This is a genomic window from Rhizobium ruizarguesonis (genome assembly GCF_017357285.1).
GTDB lineage: Bacteria > Pseudomonadota > Alphaproteobacteria > Rhizobiales > Rhizobiaceae > Rhizobium > Rhizobium ruizarguesonis.
Map to the genome: position 1 here is coordinate 3,729,548 of NZ_CP071678.1, position 17,353 is coordinate 3,746,900.

Below are 17,353 nucleotides of genomic sequence, written 5' to 3' on the forward strand. Positions count from 1 at the left end.
CCTGTTCTAAATTAAATAGTTAGAGCATGATATCGCCCGAAAACCGCACACACTTTTCGGCATCCTGCTCTATCTCACCCAACCCGTTGCCAGCGCGCCTGCCCAGTCGGCACGGCCCCTTTCGGCGGCCAATGCCGATATCGCCATATAGTCGTAGGCGACGGTTCTGAACTGCCATGTCCATCCGCCCGCCGCCTTTTCCAGAATGGCATAACTCGCCAGCGGATGGCCGGCTTCCACCTTGTGGTAATAGGGCAGCTCGTCGTCATAGGCCTGGCAGCCGACGCTGCCGGGATTGACGATGAGGCGGCCGTCGGAAAGCCGGACAGCGCGGGGAATGTGACTGTGGCCGGAGAGGATCAGCGGCAGGTCGATGCCTTCGGCCAGTGCCGCGATCGCTTCGATCGGCTTCAGGAAGACGAAGCCCTCCGGCGAGACCGATTCCAGCCAGTAGAGATTGTCGTCCTTCGGCGTTGCGTGGCAGAGATAGATCTCGCCGCGATAGACGGTATCGAACGGCAGGCTTCGTATCCAATTGAGATGAGACGACGACAATTGACCGTAAGCGGCGGCATCCGAAGCATGCATTGCCGCCGGGTCCTGTTCGATCAGGTAGCGGTCGTGATTACCACGGACCGAGGTCAGGCCGAGCGGCATCAGCAAGTCTGCCGTCTTGCCGGCCTCGAGCGGGCCGCTGAAGAAATCACCGAGATTGACGATCTCATCGATCCCCTGCGCACGAATATCCACAAGCACGGCCTCGAGCGCCAGATGGTTTCCGTGGATATCGGCAATTGCCGCAAACCGCATTTTTTAGCTCCCTCGGTAGGTGGAATAGCCATAAGGCGATATCAGTAACGGCACATGGTAGTGCGCCGCGACGTCGGCAATACCGAAGCGGATCGGCACGAGATCGAGGAAGGCGGGATGCGGCAGCGGCGTGCCGCTGGCCCTCAGATAATCGCCGGCGTGGAAGACCAGTTCATAGATGCCGGCACGGAAACTTTCACCAACGAGGATGGGGCCGCCATCAACCCGGCCGTCGGCATTGGTCTCGACCGTCTTCAGATGTCTGCGGATCTCGCCGTCGAGCTGGAAAAGATCGATCCTCAGGCCCTCGGCGGGCTTGCCGAGGGCGGTGTCGAGAACATGCGTGGTCAGTCCGGTCATGGGTCTGGCTCGTTGATCGTGAAAGGGGTTTCGAAGAAGTATTCTTCCAGATTATTGCCCGGCCCGTCGCGGTCGACGACCAGGAAATCTGAGGCTTGCTCGAGCGCCATCAGCGGATGATGCCAGACATTGCGGCGGTAGTTCACACCCTGGTCGCCGCGCGCGAGAAACACCTGCGGCCTGCCCGGGCGGCCGTTCTCATCCTCGGAGACGATGACGAGAAAGGGACGACCCGAGACCGGCGAGAAACTCTGGCTGCCGAAGGGATGGCGCTCCATCATGCCGACGTCATAGGGGAAACTGCGCGGCTGGCCACGAAAGAGGTTGATGATGACGCGTGCGCCCTCACCCGTCGCCTCAGTGGCGGCCAGCGCATGAAAACGCTCCGTCGTGCCACCATTGATGAGCCGCATCGAGGCCGGATCGGCTTCGATCACCTCACCGAAGGGAGCAAAGACGGATCTGGTGAGCGGGCGGACGTCGAGAAGCTCAGCCAATTACCTTACTCGCCTTGGGCATGCCAGTTGCGGACGCCATCGATCGCGGCAAGAAGCTCCGGCAGCGTGCGCTGCGTCGCCTCCCAGATGTCGGAGGGATCGAGATCGAAGACGTCGTCGAGGATTCGGTTGCCCGTCCCGCAGATTTTCGTCCACGGCAAATCGGGATGCTCGGTTGCAAATGCCGGATATGTCACCAGCAGACGGGATGCCGCCACCCCGATGGTGAAATGGCAGAAGGCAACCGCCTTGAAGATCAGTTTATCCCCGGCGAACGCCTCCCCATCCATTCCTCCGACAAAGAGCAGCGCATCGGATGCCGCCTCTTGCATATCGTTGAGATAATCGACAGCGCGCCGCTCGCTCATTCAGCCTCCGGCAGCATCGATGTGAGGCGCAGCAGCGCGATCTTTTCGACCTGCGCCGTTGCGGTCGCGAATTCCTCGTCCTGCACGTTGCCGATGCGTGTTTCGAAGGCCGACAGGATGTCGTCCTTGCCAAGTCCCTTGACGGCGATGATGAAGGGAAAGCCGAATTTTTCGACATAGGACGAATTGAGTTCGGTGAAGCGGGCATGTTCGGCCGGGCTCAGGCGATCGAGACCGGCGCCGGACTGTTCCTTCCGGCTGTCTTCGGTGAGTTCGCCTGATATTGCGAGGCGCCCGGCAAGATCTGGATGGGCGCGGAGCACACCGAGGCGCTCCTGTGGGCTTGCCGTCCGGAAGACGGCGGCAAGGGCCGCATGCACGCCGGCCGCCGTCAGCGGCCCCGTCACGTGGCCAGCGTCATAGGCGCGCTCGGCGATGAAAGGCGAATGTTCAAAGACGCCGCCGAAGCGGGAGACGAAATCCTCGCGCGACACCATCAGAGCGCTTCCGGCTGATGGTGCTTGTGCCAATGCTCGGCGATCTCGATGCGGCGTGGAATCCAGACATTGTCGTGCTTCAGCACATATTCGATGAAGCGTTTCAGCGCCGCTGCCCGGCCGGGACGTCCGACGAGGCGGCAATGCAGGCCGACCGACATCATCTTCGGGCTGCCGGCCTTGCCTTCCTCATAAAGCGTGTCGAAGGCGTCTTTCAGATAGGTGAAGAACTGATCGCCGGCGTTGAAGCCCTGCGGCGTTGCAAAACGCATGTCGTTGGTTTCGAGTGTATAGGGGATGATCAGGAAGGGTTTCCCGTCGACGCCCTTCACCCAGTAAGGCAGGTCGTCGGCATAGGAATCGGAGGAATAGAGGAAACCGCCCTCCTCCTGCACCAGTCGAAGCGTATTGTCGGAAGGCTTGCCCTGGTACATGCCGTAGGGCCGCTCGCCGGTGAGTTCGGTGTGCAGTCGCACGGCTTCGAGGATATGCTTGCGCTCCAGATCCTCGGGAAAATCCTTGTATTCCAGCCAGCGGTAGCCGTGGCTGGCGATCTCCCAGCCGGCCTCCTTCATCGCGGCAACGGCCTCGGGGTTGCGGGCCATCGCCAGCGTCACGCCGTAGACGGTCGCCTGCACCTTGAGATCGGTGAACATTCGCCAGAGCCGCCAGAAGCCGGCACGCGAACCATACTCGTAGATCGATTCCATGTTGAGGTTGCGCTGTCCTGGCCAGGCGGCCGCGCCGACGATCTCCGACAGCAGGTTTTCGGAAGCCGCATCGCCGTCGAGGATCGAGCTTTCGCCGCCTTCTTCGTAGTTGATGACGAACTGCACGGCGATGCGTGCCTCGTCCGGCCATTTCGGATCGGGCGTCAGACGCCCGTAACCGACGAGATTGCGCGGATAAGTCTCGGATACCATCAAATCACCTTCTGAAAAGACGGGGAACGGTAGCATCCGCAGCCGGAATGTCGAGACGGAAACTGCTCGACCAGATTTTGTCTTGGCAGCGCAAGGCCTTAGCTCATCGGCATCCTTAGGCGATCCTGCGCGCGCTGACCTTACCCATCGGATGCAGCGAATGAACGCGGAAAGGGCCGCCCGTGCCCTCCTCGATCATCAGCGCCACGTTCGAAACCGTGACAGGCTCGCTCAGGACAGGCTCGAAGATCGTCCGCAGCACCGGCTCGATGCGCGGCATATCGATCATGTTGACGGGGCCCGTCACCGGCATATGAAAGCGGAACTCCTCCATCACATAGGGATTGCCCCAGCGATGCAGATTGGCAAATTGCGTCGCCGACAGCCCGTCCGGATCGCTGCGTTCAATCTCGGCCTCGCTGAGCGGTGCGCGGAAACGATCGAATTCCTGCACCAGCGCCGAGGCAAGATACTGGATCTGCTCGCAGGGAACACTCGGCAGCAGGCTGTAGAAATTGCCGAGCCGGGCGACTTCGATACGCGGAATCTGGAAGGGAACGAAAGTCCCGGAAAAACGCATCAAATCGCGCAGGAGTTGCGATTCGGACATGTCGTGGGACAGATGAAACGGCGCCTTCAAAACGCCGTGAAAACCGTAGCGCCGGGGCACGGCGGTATGGAAGGCGATCTCGTGAATGCCGAGGCCACGAACTGCCGGAGGCTCCATCATATCGCCCGAAAACACATTTCGGCCAAGCCAATTGGCGGCCACGAGCGACAGCGGGTCGCTCGCCGGGGGCGTGAAGCAAATGGCATAGCGCATGCAATTTCCTCCATCAAGGAAATGAGCGCCGTCCAGATCCGGCGCTGTCGATGCGCAAGCAGATAGGTGATTTGCATGACAGAATAACGAAACGCAGCGGCGCCGAATTCACGTTTAACGTGAAGCCACCGCGATGTGGCTTGAAATAGCGAAGCTTTCCGGCAGCAAAAATCCGCAGTCTGTATCGCCTGCGATACATATCGTCGCCTCCGCCAGCCTGTGGGCGAGCCCGAAGCTGACCTTGAAGCCGCCGGTCAGCGCGATCAGGCGCCGGTGATCGGGATGGCGGCCGATCATTGGATCTCGGTCGATCGCCTTCGGGCGAAGCCCCGCCCAACGCTCGACAACGGGGGCATCGCGAAGGGTTGGCACGATGCCGCGCGCCGCCTCGATCAGCACGTCGAGCTGGGCGTCGGTCGAGGTGGGATCCTCAAAACGGTTCTCGCTGGTGCTGCCGATTGCCGCGTGCCCGCCCTCGTGCGCGACGACATAGAGCCCGTCGAAGAAGATCGTCGGCAGCGCCGGGTCGATATCGGCTTTCAATAGCGCTGCCTGCCCCTTGACCGGCTGGCCAAGCGGTTGTTTCAGCCCCGCCGTCAGGCCCTGCAACAACGGAAAGGATTGATGACCGGCAGCCAGGATGCAGTGACCGAAAGCGATGGTTTCACCGTTTATTTCGGCCGTGCCGCGATCGGGATCGAGATCGGCGATCCCGGCATGCTCTCCAATTCGCACATGCCCTGCTCGCCGCAGGAAAGCGACGAGCACCGCAATCAGCGAGCGCGGCGCCACGCGGGCAGCGAGCGTGTCGTGCACGAAGCCGCTCTCGCCGGCAGACGCCTCGATCCAGCCGTCCACATCAGGCCTGTCGAGCACATGCCAGTAGAAACGGCGGTCGCCCGCCCGCCAATGGCGTTCGGCATCCCGGGAGTGACCGAGCGCTATTTTGTTGAGATGCGGCTTCGGCAGCGGGATCACCCGCCCGGACCTGGTATAACCGGCGGAAAGCCCCGTTTCGGCTTCAAGCGCGGCGATCTCAGCTTCGAGCGAGACCAGTGCATCGAACTGGAACTGCTTCTTCTCAGACCACCGGTCCGGCATATGCGGCATCAGCGCGCCAAGCAAGCCGCCGCTTGCACCTTCGCCCAATCTGCCGGCGTCAGTAACAAGAGTACGGATGCCCCGGCGCTCGGCATGGACGGCCGCCCAGAGACCCATGATGCCGCCGCCGACGATCAGCAATTCGTAGGACGATTGACCTGAGACCGGCGCAGGACTATCGGCTTTTTCCATGACAGATGTGAACCCCGATCAGATTGGCGCGGGCGCGCCGCAGCCGCTCGAATGGCGCGACGGCGATATGCCCTATTCCACAGCCTTTGGCGATCATTTTTATTGCCAGACCGATGGGCGGCTGGAATGCGGCCATGTTTTTCTCGCCGGCAATGGCCTGCCGGAGCGCTGGAACGGGCGGCAGAAATTCCTGATCGGAGAACTCGGCTTCGGCACCGGCCTGAACTTCGCCGAAACCTGGCGGCAATGGAAACTCCACCGTGCAGACAGCCAGCACCTGCATTTCATCTCCTTCGAACTCCACCCGATGCGCAGCGAAGAAATCGGCCGGGCGCTGTCGCACTGGCCGGAGATCGATGCCGAACGCGAGGCGCTGACGGCGACGTGGCCGCAAACACCCACGGATACCATCTCGCTCGATCTCGATGGTCAGACGACGCTCAGCGTCGTCTGCGGCCATGCCTTGGACGGCGTCGCGGCAGCCAAGCCCGGCTTCGACGCCTGGTATCTCGACGGCTTCGCTCCGTCGCGCAACAGCGATATGTGGTCGGAGCAGTTGATGCGGCTCGTCTGTGAGAAAAGCGCAGCGGGCGGCACTTTCGCCACCTATGCGGCGGCCGGCTTCGTGCGCCGCAACCTCATCGCCGCGGGCTTCGCCGTCGAGCGCCGCAAGGGCTTTGCCGGCAAGCGCGAAATGCTCTGCGGCATCAAGGCATCACCCGATCAGCGTGCAGATCAGTAGCCATTCAAAGTGCTACAGCGTCCTTTTCGCGTCTTAAAAGATGCGCGGCGCTGTAGTGCGCTCCGGCTGCTGCTCGCTTGTTCCGAGCCACTGGCGGATTTTTTCCTCAAGCAGCTCGGGGCTGATCGGCTTCGACATGTAATCGTCCATGCCGGCATCGAGGCAGAGCTCGCGGTCGCTTTCGAGCGCATGGGCGGTGACGCCGATGATCGGCACTCGGTGGCCCTGCCCCTTTTCCCGTTCGCGGATCGTCTGGGTCGCCTGATGACCGTTCATGACGGGCATCGAGACGTCCATCATGATGATGCGCGGCGTATACCGCTCCCAGGCGGCGACCGCTTCCTCGCCATTGTCGACGACGAGGAAGGAAAGACCCGTGCCTTGCAGGATCTGTGTGAAGACGATCTGGTTGACCTCGTTGTCCTCGGCGACGAGCACGTCGACGAATTCAGCAGCCCGCTTCTGCGGCACGAGTGCGGGCGCGGGCACGGCCGCTTCCGTCTGCAGCCGGGCGATCTCGGCCTCGGAGGCCTGTTTGACGCGACTGGCGCGCACCACCTCGACGACGGTGTTGCGCAGCACGTTGGCGCGCGCCGGTTTCATCAGATGCGCATGGCCGTTCAGCGCCGCGAATTCCTTCTCCGTGCCCGAAATATCCATCGACGTCAGGAAGATGATCGGCAGTTCGACGAAGCGGGGATCGGCTCGTAGCCTGCGCGCGACATCGGCACCGTTCATATCGGGCATGTGATAATCGAGCACGACGGCATCGACGGTGACGCCAAGATCGGCAGCCGCTTCCAGGATCGCAAGACCGGTACCGCCACCCTCGGCGGCCACGCCGTCAAAGCCCCAAAGAGACAATTGCTCGGTCAGGATTCGCCGATTCACTTCATTGTCGTCGACGACGAGGATGCGCGCACCCTGCACGTTGATCGGCAACGGCTTCGGCTCAAGGCGGGCGGCCGCGACCGCAAACGGCAGATTGACGGTGAAGACCGAACCCTTGCCCCATTCGCTGTCGACGTTGAGATAACCGCCGAAGAGGTCGACGAGCCCGGCGGTGATCGCAAGACCCAGGCCGGTACCCTCATGCCGCCGGGTCGATGAGGCATCCACCTGCGAGAACTTGTCGAAGACGGATTCGAGCTTCTCCGGCGGAATGCCGATACCGGTATCCTCGATACGGATGCTCGCCATGATCTCGCCGCCGGCAGCTGTCTCGAAACCGACATCGACGAAGACATGGCCGCGCTCAGTGAACTTGACGGCGTTGCCGACGAGATTAGTGACGATCTGACGGAAACGCCCGGCGTCGCCGATGACGGCGGCGGGCAGATCGGGTGCGGCCCGCACCAGGAGCTCGATGTTCTTCTCGGCGGCGTGTGAAGACAACAGTGTCGCCACGTCCTCTACCGCTTCGGTGATGTCGAAGGCGGCTTTGCGCAGTTTCATCTGCCCGGCATCGATCTTCGAAAAGTCGAGGATGTCGTTGATGATCGTCAGCAGCGCATTGCCGGATTTGACGATGATGTCGACGAATGTCTTCTGGCGGGTATCGAGATTGGTCTTGGCAAGCAGTTCCGCCATCCCAAGCACGCCGTTCATCGGCGTGCGGATCTCATGGCTCATATTGGCAAGGAATTCGGATTTGGCGCGATCGGCGGCTTCGGCGCGCGACAGCAGCTGGCGTAGTTCCTCTTCGCGGCTCTTGAGTTCGGTGACGTCAGTAAAAAGCGCCACCCAATGCTGTCCCCGGCTGACGGTCGCATCCATGTTCACCCAGCGCTCGCCGCCGACGTGAAAGGCCGTGGAGATCGGCAACCTGGCCGCGATATTGTCGCGCCAACCCTGCAGGGTTTCAGCCGCCGCATCGTGGAAATCGCCACGCGCCGCGCAATATTCGAACATGCCAATCCAACCCTCGCCACGCTCGAGATAGGTGGCCGGAATCTGCAGGATGTCAGAAAGCGCCTCGTTGGACATCCTGATGATGCCGTCCTGAACGATGGCGAGGCCCTGCGGCATGGCGTGTGTCGCATCGCGCATCATTTCGCCGAGCCGCTCCAGCGCAGCGCGGGTCTCGTGGATCTCCTTTTCCCGCTCACGCACGGCCGTGATGTCGGCATAGGTGAGCAGGATTCGGTCATTCGAGATACGGCGGCTATCGAAGATGACGGATTTGCCGCCCGCCCAGCCGAGCTCGATCGGCTCGGGCTCCTCGGTCTCGAACAGGTGCTTGCGGAAATCGTAGATCTCCTCGGGCGTCTGCGTGCCGTCGTAACGACCGAGCTCATAATTGCGGCGGATGACGTCGATGAAGGGGCGGCCGTCGAATGGATCGTCGAGTGGCAGCTCCCAGATGCCGTAGAACTCGTCGTTGACGTAGAGGATCCGGTGGTCGTTATCGAGGATCAGCACGCCGACTGGCAGCGAGCGCAGGATATTCTCGATGTCCCGGTGCAGCAACTCTTTGTGTTTCTGCGCTTCGATCAGCGCCTTCTCTCGTTCCTTGAGTGGCGAGATGTCCGAAAAAGAGCCGACGACATAGGGCCGTCCATCCGCCGTCACGACGCGATTGACGCGCGAAAGGACGGAATAGATATGGCCGTCCTTGCTCGGCAGCAGGCTTTCGATTTCCTTCGACGTGCCTCCCTCCAACGCCAGCAGGTTTTCCTGGTAGATCGCCTCGCCGCCGTCCGGACCGAACATTTCGTGTTCGGTCATCCCGAGGACCCGAGAACGGTTATGGCCGCTGAAGGTTTCGTAATATTGATTGGCATAGACGAGGCGATGCTTCTCATCGCGCACGAAGGCAGCGACCGGGAGGTCCTCCAGGATGGTCCGCAGCAGGTCGAGCTCATTGACGCTCTCGTGCCAGGCCGTTTCGCTGATAGCCGCAGGTTTTGCGCCGTTGCGATAGGCGGCGTTGACGACCAGCGGCCGGCCATCCCCAGCAAAGATGCCGATCCGATGGTCGTGCTGTTCCAGCGCCTCGCGCACGCGGGCGAAATCGGCGGCGACGTCGCTATCGTCAACGGCGCGGCGCGGCGGCTCTCGCACTTCGAAAATGCCGAGCACATAAGCCCGGTCGGCCGATGGCGAAAAGCTTTCTATCTGTATGCGTTCATGGCTGAGGCCCGCCGCATCAAAGCAGATGGCGTTTTCCTCTGTGCCGAACACCAGCGCACGGCGTTCCTTGTCCTCACGATCCTCTTCCTCGGGACGGTCAAGAAGCTCGCGGCTGCGCCTACCGATGAAATCGGAGATCTCGCGGCCTAGAAAACGGGCATAGGCCTCGTTGACAGCGATGTAGCGCAGCTCGCTGTTCTTGACATAGGCCGGGGTATCCAGATCAGCGATCCGGCGGCAAGCCAACTCCAGAAGTTCCCCGGCTGATTTCAAAAATATCGCTCCCGCAATGAACGAAATATCGACTACAAAAACTATAACGCCAAGGCTTTTAACAAGGTTTTAACCATAAATTTCGACAGCGGAATTTTACGAGCCGGCTCACGAGGCTGAAGATAATTCGAGATGACCAGCTCCGGCTTGCACGAGACTGAAAGGACGCCGGCAATAATTCCTTTCGACGTTGGGATCCGTTGAAATCATGACGAAAATTTAATGCCGAAACGGCTTGCGCGGCCATTGCGCTGCCGCGATCCGGGCCAAGTCTCGGCATGGCTTTGTGGAAGCCATGCCCATGAAAGGAAAATACCATGTCCGTTCTTCATAAGACCATGGCGACGGGCCTGATCGCCCTGACCTTCGCCGGCGCCTCGCTCGCCACCGCCACCACCGCCGATGCCCGTCCACGCGATGCCTTCTGGGGCGGCCTTGCCGCCGGGGTCGTCGGCGGCGCCCTGCTGTCGGAGGCCGCCCGTCCCGCCTACCCGGTCTATCCCGCCTATCCGGCTTACCGCCCCTATCCCGTCTACCGGACCTACTACCGGCCAGACTATTGCCACTTCGAATGGTTGCACGATGATTGGGGCAATCCCTATCGCGTTAAAGTCTGCCAGCGATAGCGCAAACCGCATCCGGCGGCGCTTGACCTCCCGGCGGCGCCGACCGAGTGCCCTCACCAACGACCAAATGAAACTGGCGGATTTTCATCCGCCAGATCAAGCCGATCAGACCGTATTTTCAACCGTTACGGAGAAAGCTCCTCCAGCACGCGATCCTTGGTTTCTACCGCAAACAACATCGTGATGATTGCACCGACGATCAGAATGGCTGCGAAGCTCGCAAAGACATACTGAATGCCCATGGAAGACATCACCGTGCCGACGATGATCGGGCCGGTCGACGATCCCAGGCGAAGCCAGGCACTGCCGGTTCCGGTTCCCAATGCCCTCAGGCGCGTCGGGTAGATCTCTGCCGAGTACAGGTAAAGGGAGAATGTGACGGTCTGGACGATCGCATAAGCGAGGCCGGCTAGAACCAAAACCTGGATGGGAGAGGTCGCGCCGAGCCATGCGAGAGCCAGCAGCGGCACGGGAGCGAGAAGCAGCGCCCCCGTGTACCAGCGTTTGCGTCCCACCTTGTCGATGAGCAGCGCGCAGATGACAGCGGCGATGACGCCTCCGACTGATGTCAGGAACCCATAGAAGATGCTGGTTTGAAGCGGGAGGTTGAAGACCTGTCGATACAGGGTCGGCAGCCAGGTGATCGTACCGTTGGCGACCGTATAGGCAGTGAACCACATTGCCCAGATGGAAAGCGTCCGCTTCAAGTAGACGCCCTGGAAGAGCTCGCGCCAGTCCGACTTGCGGTGGACCGGCGCTTGGAGGAGCTTCGGTTCGGGCAATTCCTTGCCGGCTGCACGAGCACTTTCTTCCATGCGGGTGACGATAGCGTTTGCTTCGCCATAGCGGCCGTTGGCAGCTAGCCAACGCGGTGATTCCTTCAGGAACCAGCGCAGAGGAATCATGATGATTGCGGGAACGAGACCGACGACGAACATCGCCTTCCAGCCGTAAACCGGTACCATGAAGTAGCCGATCAGCCCGGCGCTGACGAGGCCCAGCAGGAACATGACCTCATAGAGGAGGAAGAACTTGCCGCGCCCCTTCGATCCGATCAACTCGTTGATATAGGCGCTGGCGACCGGAACCTCGCCGCCCGTGCCGATCCCCTGGACGAAACGGAAGGCCATCATCATGCCGGCCCCGGCGGCAAACAGGCATGCGACATCCATGCTGACGAAGAGCAGGATCGTGAACAGAAGAACTTTCAGCCGGCCGACCTTCTCGGCAAGCCAGCCAAACAGGATCGCACCGATCAACTGCCCCAGATAGCCCATCGACAGGATCATGCCGGTCTGTGAGGGAGTCAGGCCCCACTCGCGGACGAGGACGGGCATGGCATAAGCAATGGCGATGACCGTGTAGCCGTCGAAGAACGTTGCGGCGCCGACGATATTGCGCGCCCAGAATACCTCGCGGGTGATGGGAAGGCGCTCCAGACGAGCGCTGATTTCGGCCTGAGGATCAGCGGCATTCGCCGTCTCAGCCGGCATAGGCTGCGTGACATTCATTGGTTCCTCCTTCTCGCCCCGTGGACTACCACTCTCCCGGCCAGGGGCGCTCCTGCTTGATGGTTGCTACTGCGCGTCAGTTCGTCCCGTCAGAGCAATGGCCTTCAAAGACGTTCAAGTCTGCGGCGGGTTTCCATGGTTTCCTCCTCCCTTGGGAATGCGCCCCTGCGACCTGCGCAGGGGCGTCAAAGAGGTCACTCGGCTGCCAGCAACTGGTCAACGCGACCGATACCGGCGGCGTCGAAGGCAGCAAAGATCTCTGCTTCGGCCTTTTCGCCAAGGTTCTTCAGCGGCTCGCGGATCGTGGCGTGATCAAGGATACCGCGGTGGACAAGGCCGAGTTTCAGGGCCACGGTGCCTTCCATGTGAGAGCCACGGTGATAGACGGCACGCGTCACCGGAAGAAGGCGTTCGAAGACCTTGCGCGCTTCCGGATAGTCCTGTGCCTTGCCGGCTTTGATCAGGTCGATCAGCAGCTCGGGCGCGATATTGCCATAACCGACGAGCAGACCGTCGACATCGAACATGGTTGGCAGCAGCCATTCATCGTGGCAGCTCAGAACTTGCAGCTTTGGATTGGCTTTCTTCAGCTCCGGAATTTCGACATACCAGCGCTTCATATTTCGCACGCCGTTCTTGGTAGCGACGACGCCTTCCTGGGTGGCAATCGCAAGCTGTGTATCCAGATCGTATGATGCCTTGGTGGCGTCGGGATACTGGAACAGGATGCACTGGAGGCCAGACTCCTGCCAGATTGCCTTGTAGCGATCCTGAGGCGCTCCCTTCTGAAAGCCGAAACGCAGCCAGCCGTGGTTGGGATAGACGAGCGCGCCGGTAGCCCCAGCAGCCTTGCATTTCCTGGCCTCTTCAGCGGCGACCCTCGTGCCTTCACCGGTAATCCCGGCAATGATCGGAACGGCACCGTCGACTGCTTCAACATAAGTGCGGATGAGAGCGAGGCGCTCCTCTTCCGTGAGGAAGGTGCCCTCACCGGCATGACCGAGGATGACGAGGCTTTTGACGCCTTCCATCGAGACCAGCCATTTGGCGAGTTTGGCGTTGGCTTTGTGATCAACTTCACCGTCGCGGGTGAAAGCGGTAACGGGGGCCGGGCTCAGCCCGCGCATATCCATCGGTTGCATATTGGTCTCCTCCTTCGTGCGATCGCGGTTCATTCGCGACCGATATAGGATCGTTTACGGGAACGTTCCCACTATCGTTCTCGAATTCTCTGGAGTCAATATCTTTTTTGGTGCATGCTCAGAATGGCGACGGCCGATTGCCGACTCGAATGGAAAAGGCTCAATGAATTCAAAGACGGATGAAGTTCCGGGACAGACCCGCGTCACTATTCACGGCGTCGCTGCCGCAGCCGGTGTCTCCAAATCTACCGTGTCCCGCATACTGGACGAGAGGCTTCCCCGCTCCGACAGCGAGACCGCGCGGCGCGTGCGCAAGGTTGCCGAAGAGCTCGGATACGTTCGGGATGTTTCCGCAGCGAGCCTCAGGCGCGGCAACACGATGACAATCGGGGTGATCGTGCCCAGGCTGACGGATACGGTCATGGCCATGCTTTATGAAGCACTGGCCAAGGCCTGCAGCCGTAGTGGCCGCTTCGCGATTGTCGCAACGACCGACGACAAGCCAAAGGCAGACCGGCTTGCGGCCGGGTCTCTGCTGAAACGCGGTGTCGATGGTCTGATTCTTTCGACAGCGCGGGAAGACGATGACTTTCCGGACGAGCTGGCAAAACGCGGTATTCCTTATGTCCTCGCACTCCGGACGGATGGCCACAGCCTCTCGTCGGTCGGCGACGACAGGCTCGGTGGGTACCTCGCCGCCCGCCACCTCCTCGATCTCGGCCATCGCAGAATTGGCGTCATCGCCGGTCCATCCTATGCCTCCAGTTCGCGGGGCCGAGTGGAGGGTTTCCGCCACGCCCTGGAAGAAGCTGGATTGAAGGCAGACCCCTCATACATCATTCCCTCGACATTCGGCATCGAGTCCGGTGCGGTAGCCGTCGAGACACTGATGCATCTTAGTCCGCGCCCAACCGCTATTTTCGCCGTCAACGACAATACCGCCATCGGCGCCTTGTCGGGACTGACGAAACTTGGCCTTTCCGTGCCGCAGGACATCTCGATCGTAGGCTATAATGACATTCCGATTGTCAGCCACCTCCCCACGCCGCTCACGACGTTGCGGGTGCCGTTTGAGCAAATTGCATCAAACGCCCTTGATCTTCTTGCCGGTGACAACAGCCCTGCCGACGAGCGTATTCGGATCTCGGCCCCAACCCTCATTCCAAGGAAATCGACGGCACCGATACGCTAAAGCTCGCACCACGCAGACCATGCTGCCCTCATGCGGGCCGCATGCGGCGGTCGCATAGAGAGGAAGGACCAGCATGCCGGAACCGCTCAAGAACCTGCTGCATGAGGCATTGGTCGGCGATATGGCCGATCGCATTTCCGGCAACGCGCCGACTTTCGATAAAAACCGCTTCGTGACCCTGGCGACCGAGGGCCTCACCGCGCTGGAGCTGATGGAGCGCTCGGCTCTGATCCGCGACGCGCTGTTTGCCACCCTTCCCGGTGATTTCCGAGAGGCTGCAGCCATGCTCAAGGCGAGCCTGCCCGCCGCCAACAGGCCGGGGCTCTCCGGCTGGATGCTGCTGCCGGTCAATCAGTTCATCGCCGCACGCGGCCCCGATCATTTCGATCTCGGTCTCGATCTCCTGAAGGCGCTGACGCCGCATTTCACGGCCGAATACGGCATCCGCCCCTTTATCCACCGTGACCAGCAGCACGCGCTGGCGATCATTTCCGGCTGGGTCGACGATCCCGATCAGCATGTGCGCCGGCTGGCGAGCGAGGGAACGCGGCCGCGCCTGCCCTGGGCGATGCGCCTGCCGCAGCTCGTGCAGGATCCGGCGCCGATCCTGCCCATCCTGACCGCGCTGATGGATGATCCGGAGGAATATGTGCGCCGCTCCGTGGCCAACAGCCTGAACGACGTCGCCAAGGATCACCCGGATCTGGTCGCCGCCTTCATCGCCGGCCATATCGACGGCGCTTCACCCGAACGCCGCTGGCTGCTGAAACACGCCTCGCGCACGCTTCTGAAGAAGGGCCACGCGCAGGCGCTCGCCAATTTCGGCTTCGGCGTGGCCGCTTCGCTCGAATGCGAACTGCGGATCCAGAATGTAGAGGTGATGTTCGGCGCAGGACTGGATTTCGAAATCCGGGTGACGAATGCCGGCGAGATCACTCAATCGCTGATGATCGACTATGCCATCCACCATATGAAGGGCGACGGTTCGCTCTCACCCAAGGTCTTCAAGTGCAAGACGATAATGCTTGCTCCCGGGCAAAGCCACGCGATTGAGCGCCGCCACGCCATGCGGCCGATCACCACGCGGCGCTATTATCCCGGCGAACATCGCATTACCATCATCGTCAACGGCGCAGAGATAGCATCGCAAAGCTTCGTCCTCTTCATGCCCTCAGCTGACCCGGGCTGAGGCTTTCTTGTGCACTGCACTTGACTTTCCACGCGAACTAGCCCAAATGCGGGTCAGCTTTCACCCTTCCGGCCGCCGCGTGAGCGTGCCCCTGCTGAAAAATACAGATGCAGGAAGAAGGGACAAAAGCGCATTTCGATAGAGTGCCGCACTCCCCATGAGCGGCCAGAAGCGCTGGAAAGCTTTTTCCAACTCACAAGTTCCCACTTCACGCGGGGTTCTTGACGCCAGAATGAAACCGGATCGCATGGTGCGTTCCGGCGATAGTCGTTGTGGCGCCCCGAAAGGTTTTGCCTTGACTAATTTTGAATCGCTTGGTGTCTCCAAGCCGATCGTCGCTACTTTGTTCCAGCTCGGCATCGAAACGCCGACGCCGATCCAGGAACATTCAATTCCTCTCCTCCTCGAAGGCCGCGACCTGATCGGCCTTGCCCAGACCGGCACCGGCAAGACGGCCGCTTTCGGCCTGCCGCTGATCGAAAAGCTACTCGCCGATGAACGGCGTCCCGACAACCGCACGACGCGGACGCTGATTCTCGCCCCGACCCGCGAACTGGTGAACCAGATCGCCGAGAGCCTGAAGAAGTTCATCCGCAAGTCGCCGCTGCGCATCAATGTCGTCGTTGGCGGCGTTTCGATCAACAAGCAGCAGCTTCAGCTCGAAAAAGGCACCGACATCCTCGTCGCCACACCGGGCCGCCTGCTCGACCTCGTCAATCGCCGCGCGATCACGCTGACTGCGGTTCGTTATCTCGTGCTCGACGAAGCCGACCAGATGCTCGACCTCGGCTTCGTGCATGATCTGCGCAAGATCGCCAAGATGGTGCCGAAGAAGCGCCAGACCATGCTCTTCTCGGCCACCATGCCGAAGGCGATTGCCGATCTTGCCGGCGAATATCTCGTCGATCCCGTCAAGGTCGAAGTCACGCCCCCGGGCAAGGCTGCCGACAAGGTCGAGCAGTACGTCCATTTCGTCGCCGGCAAAAACGACAAGACGGAACTGCTCCGCAAGTCGCTGACCGAAAACCCTGATGGCCGCGCCATGGTCTTCCTGCGCACCAAGCATGGTGCCGAGAAGCTGATGAAGCATCTCGAAAACATCGGCTACTCCGTCGCTTCGATCCACGGCAACAAGAGCCAGGGTCAGCGCGAGCGGGCGCTGAAGGCTTTCCGCGACGGCAGCGTCAAGACGCTGATCGCCACCGACGTCGCCGCCCGCGGCATCGACATCCCGGCTGTCAGCCACGTCTACAATTACGATCTGCCTGAAGTGCCTGACGCCTATGTCCATCGCATCGGCCGCACCGCGCGCGCCGGCCGCGACGGCATCGCCATCGCCTTCTGCGCTCCCGATGAAGCCAGGCTGCTGCGTGATATCGAGCGCCTGATGGGCATCGACATCACTGTCGCAAGCGGTGAAGCTCCGGCAAACATGAACGGCGCGCCCCGTCGCGCCAACGGCAACAACCGCAATCGCAATGGCGGCCAGGGTCGCGAAGGTCAGGGTCGCGGCGAAGGCCGCGGCGACCAGAACCGTTCGGAGCATCGCGGCAGCCGTCAGGAACGCCGCCCGCGCCGCGAAGGTGAAGGCGGTGAAGTCCGCGCCGGCGGCGAAGAGCGTCGTCCACGTCCGGAGCGCCCGACCGGCCGCAATGAGGATTTCCGTGGCCAGCGCCGCGGCGAAGCGGCCACGAATCTCGGTCCTGACAACGATCTGGCCTCGACCTCCGACTTCCGCCCCTCGGCAAAGCCGCAGCGTCCTGCGCACGCCAATGGCGAACCGAGCGGCCATCACCGCGGCAACAGCCGCCACGCCCATGGCCGTCCGGCCCGCAAGCATGGCGAAGACCGCGGCCCGCAGCAGGCCCAGGCCGGCGAACCGCGCCGGGACGGCAACGGCGGCAATCGTCGCGGTGGCTCCGGCTCCCGCAACGGCGGCGGCCAGCGCCGCGAACGCGCCTGATCGTTGAACGAC

General features: G+C 61.4%; 16 protein-coding genes. 5 read left to right on the forward strand and 11 right to left on the reverse strand.

Going from position 1 to position 17,353, the window contains the following annotated elements:
- Nucleotides 1-69 precede the first annotated feature (69 nt).
- From J3P73_RS18480 to J3P73_RS18515, 8 genes are all read right to left on the reverse strand, one after another.
- Nucleotides 70-810 (reverse strand): metallophosphoesterase family protein, encoded by a 741-nt coding sequence (locus J3P73_RS18480; protein WP_024319465.1) that lies wholly within the window; start codon nucleotides 808-810, stop codon nucleotides 70-72.
- 3 nt (nucleotides 811-813) lie between these two features.
- Nucleotides 814-1,170, reverse strand: coding sequence for a hydroxyisourate hydrolase (gene uraH, locus J3P73_RS18485; protein ID WP_018073859.1), 357 nt, complete (start codon nucleotides 1,168-1,170; stop codon nucleotides 814-816).
- Nucleotides 1,167-1,667 (reverse strand): ureidoglycolate lyase, encoded by a 501-nt coding sequence (locus J3P73_RS18490; protein WP_130686738.1) that lies wholly within the window; start codon nucleotides 1,665-1,667, stop codon nucleotides 1,167-1,169. Before J3P73_RS18490 ends, uraH begins: the two co-directional genes overlap by 4 nt.
- Nucleotides 1,668-1,672: 5 nt before the next feature.
- Nucleotides 1,673-2,035 carry a HepT-like ribonuclease domain-containing protein gene (locus tag J3P73_RS18495; protein ID WP_018073857.1) on the reverse strand — a complete coding sequence of 121 codons (363 nt, stop codon included), beginning with the start codon at nucleotides 2,033-2,035 and terminating at the stop codon, nucleotides 1,673-1,675.
- Nucleotides 2,032-2,532: a 2-oxo-4-hydroxy-4-carboxy-5-ureidoimidazoline decarboxylase gene (gene uraD / locus J3P73_RS18500; RefSeq protein WP_075224560.1), complete on the reverse strand. Its 501-nt coding sequence runs from the start codon at nucleotides 2,530-2,532 to the stop codon at nucleotides 2,032-2,034. Before uraD ends, J3P73_RS18495 begins: the two co-directional genes overlap by 4 nt.
- Nucleotides 2,532-3,455 (reverse strand): allantoinase PuuE, encoded by a 924-nt coding sequence (gene puuE / locus J3P73_RS18505; RefSeq protein ID WP_024319463.1) that lies wholly within the window; start codon nucleotides 3,453-3,455, stop codon nucleotides 2,532-2,534. The genes uraD and puuE overlap by 1 nt, the downstream gene beginning before the upstream one ends.
- Nucleotides 3,456-3,570: 115 nt before the next feature.
- Complete coding sequence (locus J3P73_RS18510) at nucleotides 3,571-4,278, reverse strand: DUF1045 domain-containing protein (RefSeq protein WP_018481554.1); 708 nt, start codon at nucleotides 4,276-4,278, stop codon at nucleotides 3,571-3,573.
- Between the two features lie 114 nt (nucleotides 4,279-4,392).
- Nucleotides 4,393-5,571, reverse strand: coding sequence for an NAD(P)/FAD-dependent oxidoreductase (locus tag J3P73_RS18515; RefSeq protein ID WP_130662045.1), 1,179 nt, complete (start codon nucleotides 5,569-5,571; stop codon nucleotides 4,393-4,395).
- Between J3P73_RS18515 and mnmC2 the strand changes: the two genes are divergently transcribed.
- Nucleotides 5,570-6,313: a tRNA (5-methylaminomethyl-2-thiouridine)(34)-methyltransferase MnmC2 gene (gene mnmC2, locus J3P73_RS18520; RefSeq protein WP_024319461.1), complete on the forward strand. Its 744-nt coding sequence runs from the start codon at nucleotides 5,570-5,572 to the stop codon at nucleotides 6,311-6,313. The two genes, J3P73_RS18515 and mnmC2, sit on opposite strands and share 2 nt — an antisense overlap.
- Before the next feature lie 33 nt (nucleotides 6,314-6,346).
- On the opposite strand, the gene J3P73_RS18525 is transcribed toward mnmC2, so the two are convergent.
- Entirely contained in the window at nucleotides 6,347-9,718 is a 3,372-nt protein-coding gene (locus J3P73_RS18525) for a response regulator (RefSeq protein ID WP_130692427.1), read from the reverse strand.
- 317 nt (nucleotides 9,719-10,035) lie between these two features.
- On the opposite strand from J3P73_RS18525, the gene J3P73_RS18530 reads away from it, so the two are divergent.
- Nucleotides 10,036-10,344, forward strand: coding sequence for a hypothetical protein (locus tag J3P73_RS18530; RefSeq protein WP_003561784.1), 309 nt, complete (start codon nucleotides 10,036-10,038; stop codon nucleotides 10,342-10,344).
- 125 nt (nucleotides 10,345-10,469) lie between these two features.
- On the opposite strand, the gene J3P73_RS18535 is transcribed toward J3P73_RS18530, so the two are convergent.
- Both J3P73_RS18535 and J3P73_RS18540 read right to left on the reverse strand, forming a co-directional pair.
- Nucleotides 10,470-11,855: an MFS transporter gene (locus J3P73_RS18535; RefSeq protein ID WP_130692429.1), complete on the reverse strand. Its 1,386-nt coding sequence runs from the start codon at nucleotides 11,853-11,855 to the stop codon at nucleotides 10,470-10,472.
- Between the two features lie 194 nt (nucleotides 11,856-12,049).
- A complete protein-coding gene (locus J3P73_RS18540; protein WP_024319458.1) occupies nucleotides 12,050-12,997 on the reverse strand; it encodes a dihydrodipicolinate synthase family protein in 948 nt (315 codons plus the stop codon).
- 163 nt (nucleotides 12,998-13,160) lie between these two features.
- On the opposite strand from J3P73_RS18540, the gene J3P73_RS18545 reads away from it, so the two are divergent.
- The 3 genes from J3P73_RS18545 (at nucleotide 13,161) to J3P73_RS18555 (ending at nucleotide 17,341) form a co-directional block, all read left to right on the forward strand.
- A complete protein-coding gene (locus tag J3P73_RS18545; protein WP_075224561.1) occupies nucleotides 13,161-14,189 on the forward strand; it encodes a LacI family DNA-binding transcriptional regulator in 1,029 nt (342 codons plus the stop codon).
- 73 nt (nucleotides 14,190-14,262) lie between these two features.
- The gene (locus J3P73_RS18550; RefSeq protein WP_130664953.1) at nucleotides 14,263-15,378 is read left to right on the forward strand and encodes a DNA alkylation repair protein; all 1,116 of its coding nucleotides are present in this window, start codon (nucleotides 14,263-14,265) and stop codon (nucleotides 15,376-15,378) included.
- 247 nt (nucleotides 15,379-15,625) lie between these two features.
- Complete coding sequence (locus J3P73_RS18555; protein WP_207580012.1) at nucleotides 15,626-17,341, forward strand: DEAD/DEAH box helicase; 1,716 nt, start codon at nucleotides 15,626-15,628, stop codon at nucleotides 17,339-17,341.
- The last annotated feature ends 12 nt before the right edge of the window (nucleotides 17,342-17,353 follow it).

Excerpts from the sequence above, each read along its gene's own strand:
- J3P73_RS18480 (WP_024319465.1), bottom strand. The coding sequence starts at position 810 with ATGCGGTTTGCGGCAATTGCCGATATCCACGGAAACCATCTGGCGCTC.
- uraH (WP_018073859.1), bottom strand. The coding sequence starts at position 1,170 with ATGACCGGACTGACCACGCATGTTCTCGACACCGCCCTCGGCAAGCCC.
- J3P73_RS18495 (WP_018073857.1), bottom strand. The coding sequence starts at position 2,035 with ATGAGCGAGCGGCGCGCTGTCGATTATCTCAACGATATGCAAGAGGCG.
- uraD (WP_075224560.1), bottom strand. The coding sequence starts at position 2,532 with ATGGTGTCGCGCGAGGATTTCGTCTCCCGCTTCGGCGGCGTCTTTGAA.
- puuE (WP_024319463.1), bottom strand. The coding sequence starts at position 3,455 with ATGGTATCCGAGACTTATCCGCGCAATCTCGTCGGTTACGGGCGTCTG.
- J3P73_RS18510 (WP_018481554.1), bottom strand. The coding sequence starts at position 4,278 with ATGCGCTATGCCATTTGCTTCACGCCCCCGGCGAGCGACCCGCTGTCG.
- mnmC2 (WP_024319461.1), top strand. The coding sequence starts at position 5,570 with ATGACAGATGTGAACCCCGATCAGATTGGCGCGGGCGCGCCGCAGCCG.
- J3P73_RS18515 (WP_130662045.1), bottom strand. The coding sequence starts at position 5,571 with ATGGAAAAAGCCGATAGTCCTGCGCCGGTCTCAGGTCAATCGTCCTAC.
- J3P73_RS18530 (WP_003561784.1), top strand. The coding sequence starts at position 10,036 with ATGTCCGTTCTTCATAAGACCATGGCGACGGGCCTGATCGCCCTGACC.
- J3P73_RS18535 (WP_130692429.1), bottom strand. The coding sequence starts at position 11,855 with ATGAATGTCACGCAGCCTATGCCGGCTGAGACGGCGAATGCCGCTGAT.
- J3P73_RS18540 (WP_024319458.1), bottom strand. The coding sequence starts at position 12,997 with ATGCAACCGATGGATATGCGCGGGCTGAGCCCGGCCCCCGTTACCGCT.
- J3P73_RS18545 (WP_075224561.1), top strand. The coding sequence starts at position 13,161 with ATGAATTCAAAGACGGATGAAGTTCCGGGACAGACCCGCGTCACTATT.
- J3P73_RS18550 (WP_130664953.1), top strand. The coding sequence starts at position 14,263 with ATGCCGGAACCGCTCAAGAACCTGCTGCATGAGGCATTGGTCGGCGAT.
- J3P73_RS18555 (WP_207580012.1), top strand. The coding sequence starts at position 15,626 with ATGGTGCGTTCCGGCGATAGTCGTTGTGGCGCCCCGAAAGGTTTTGCC.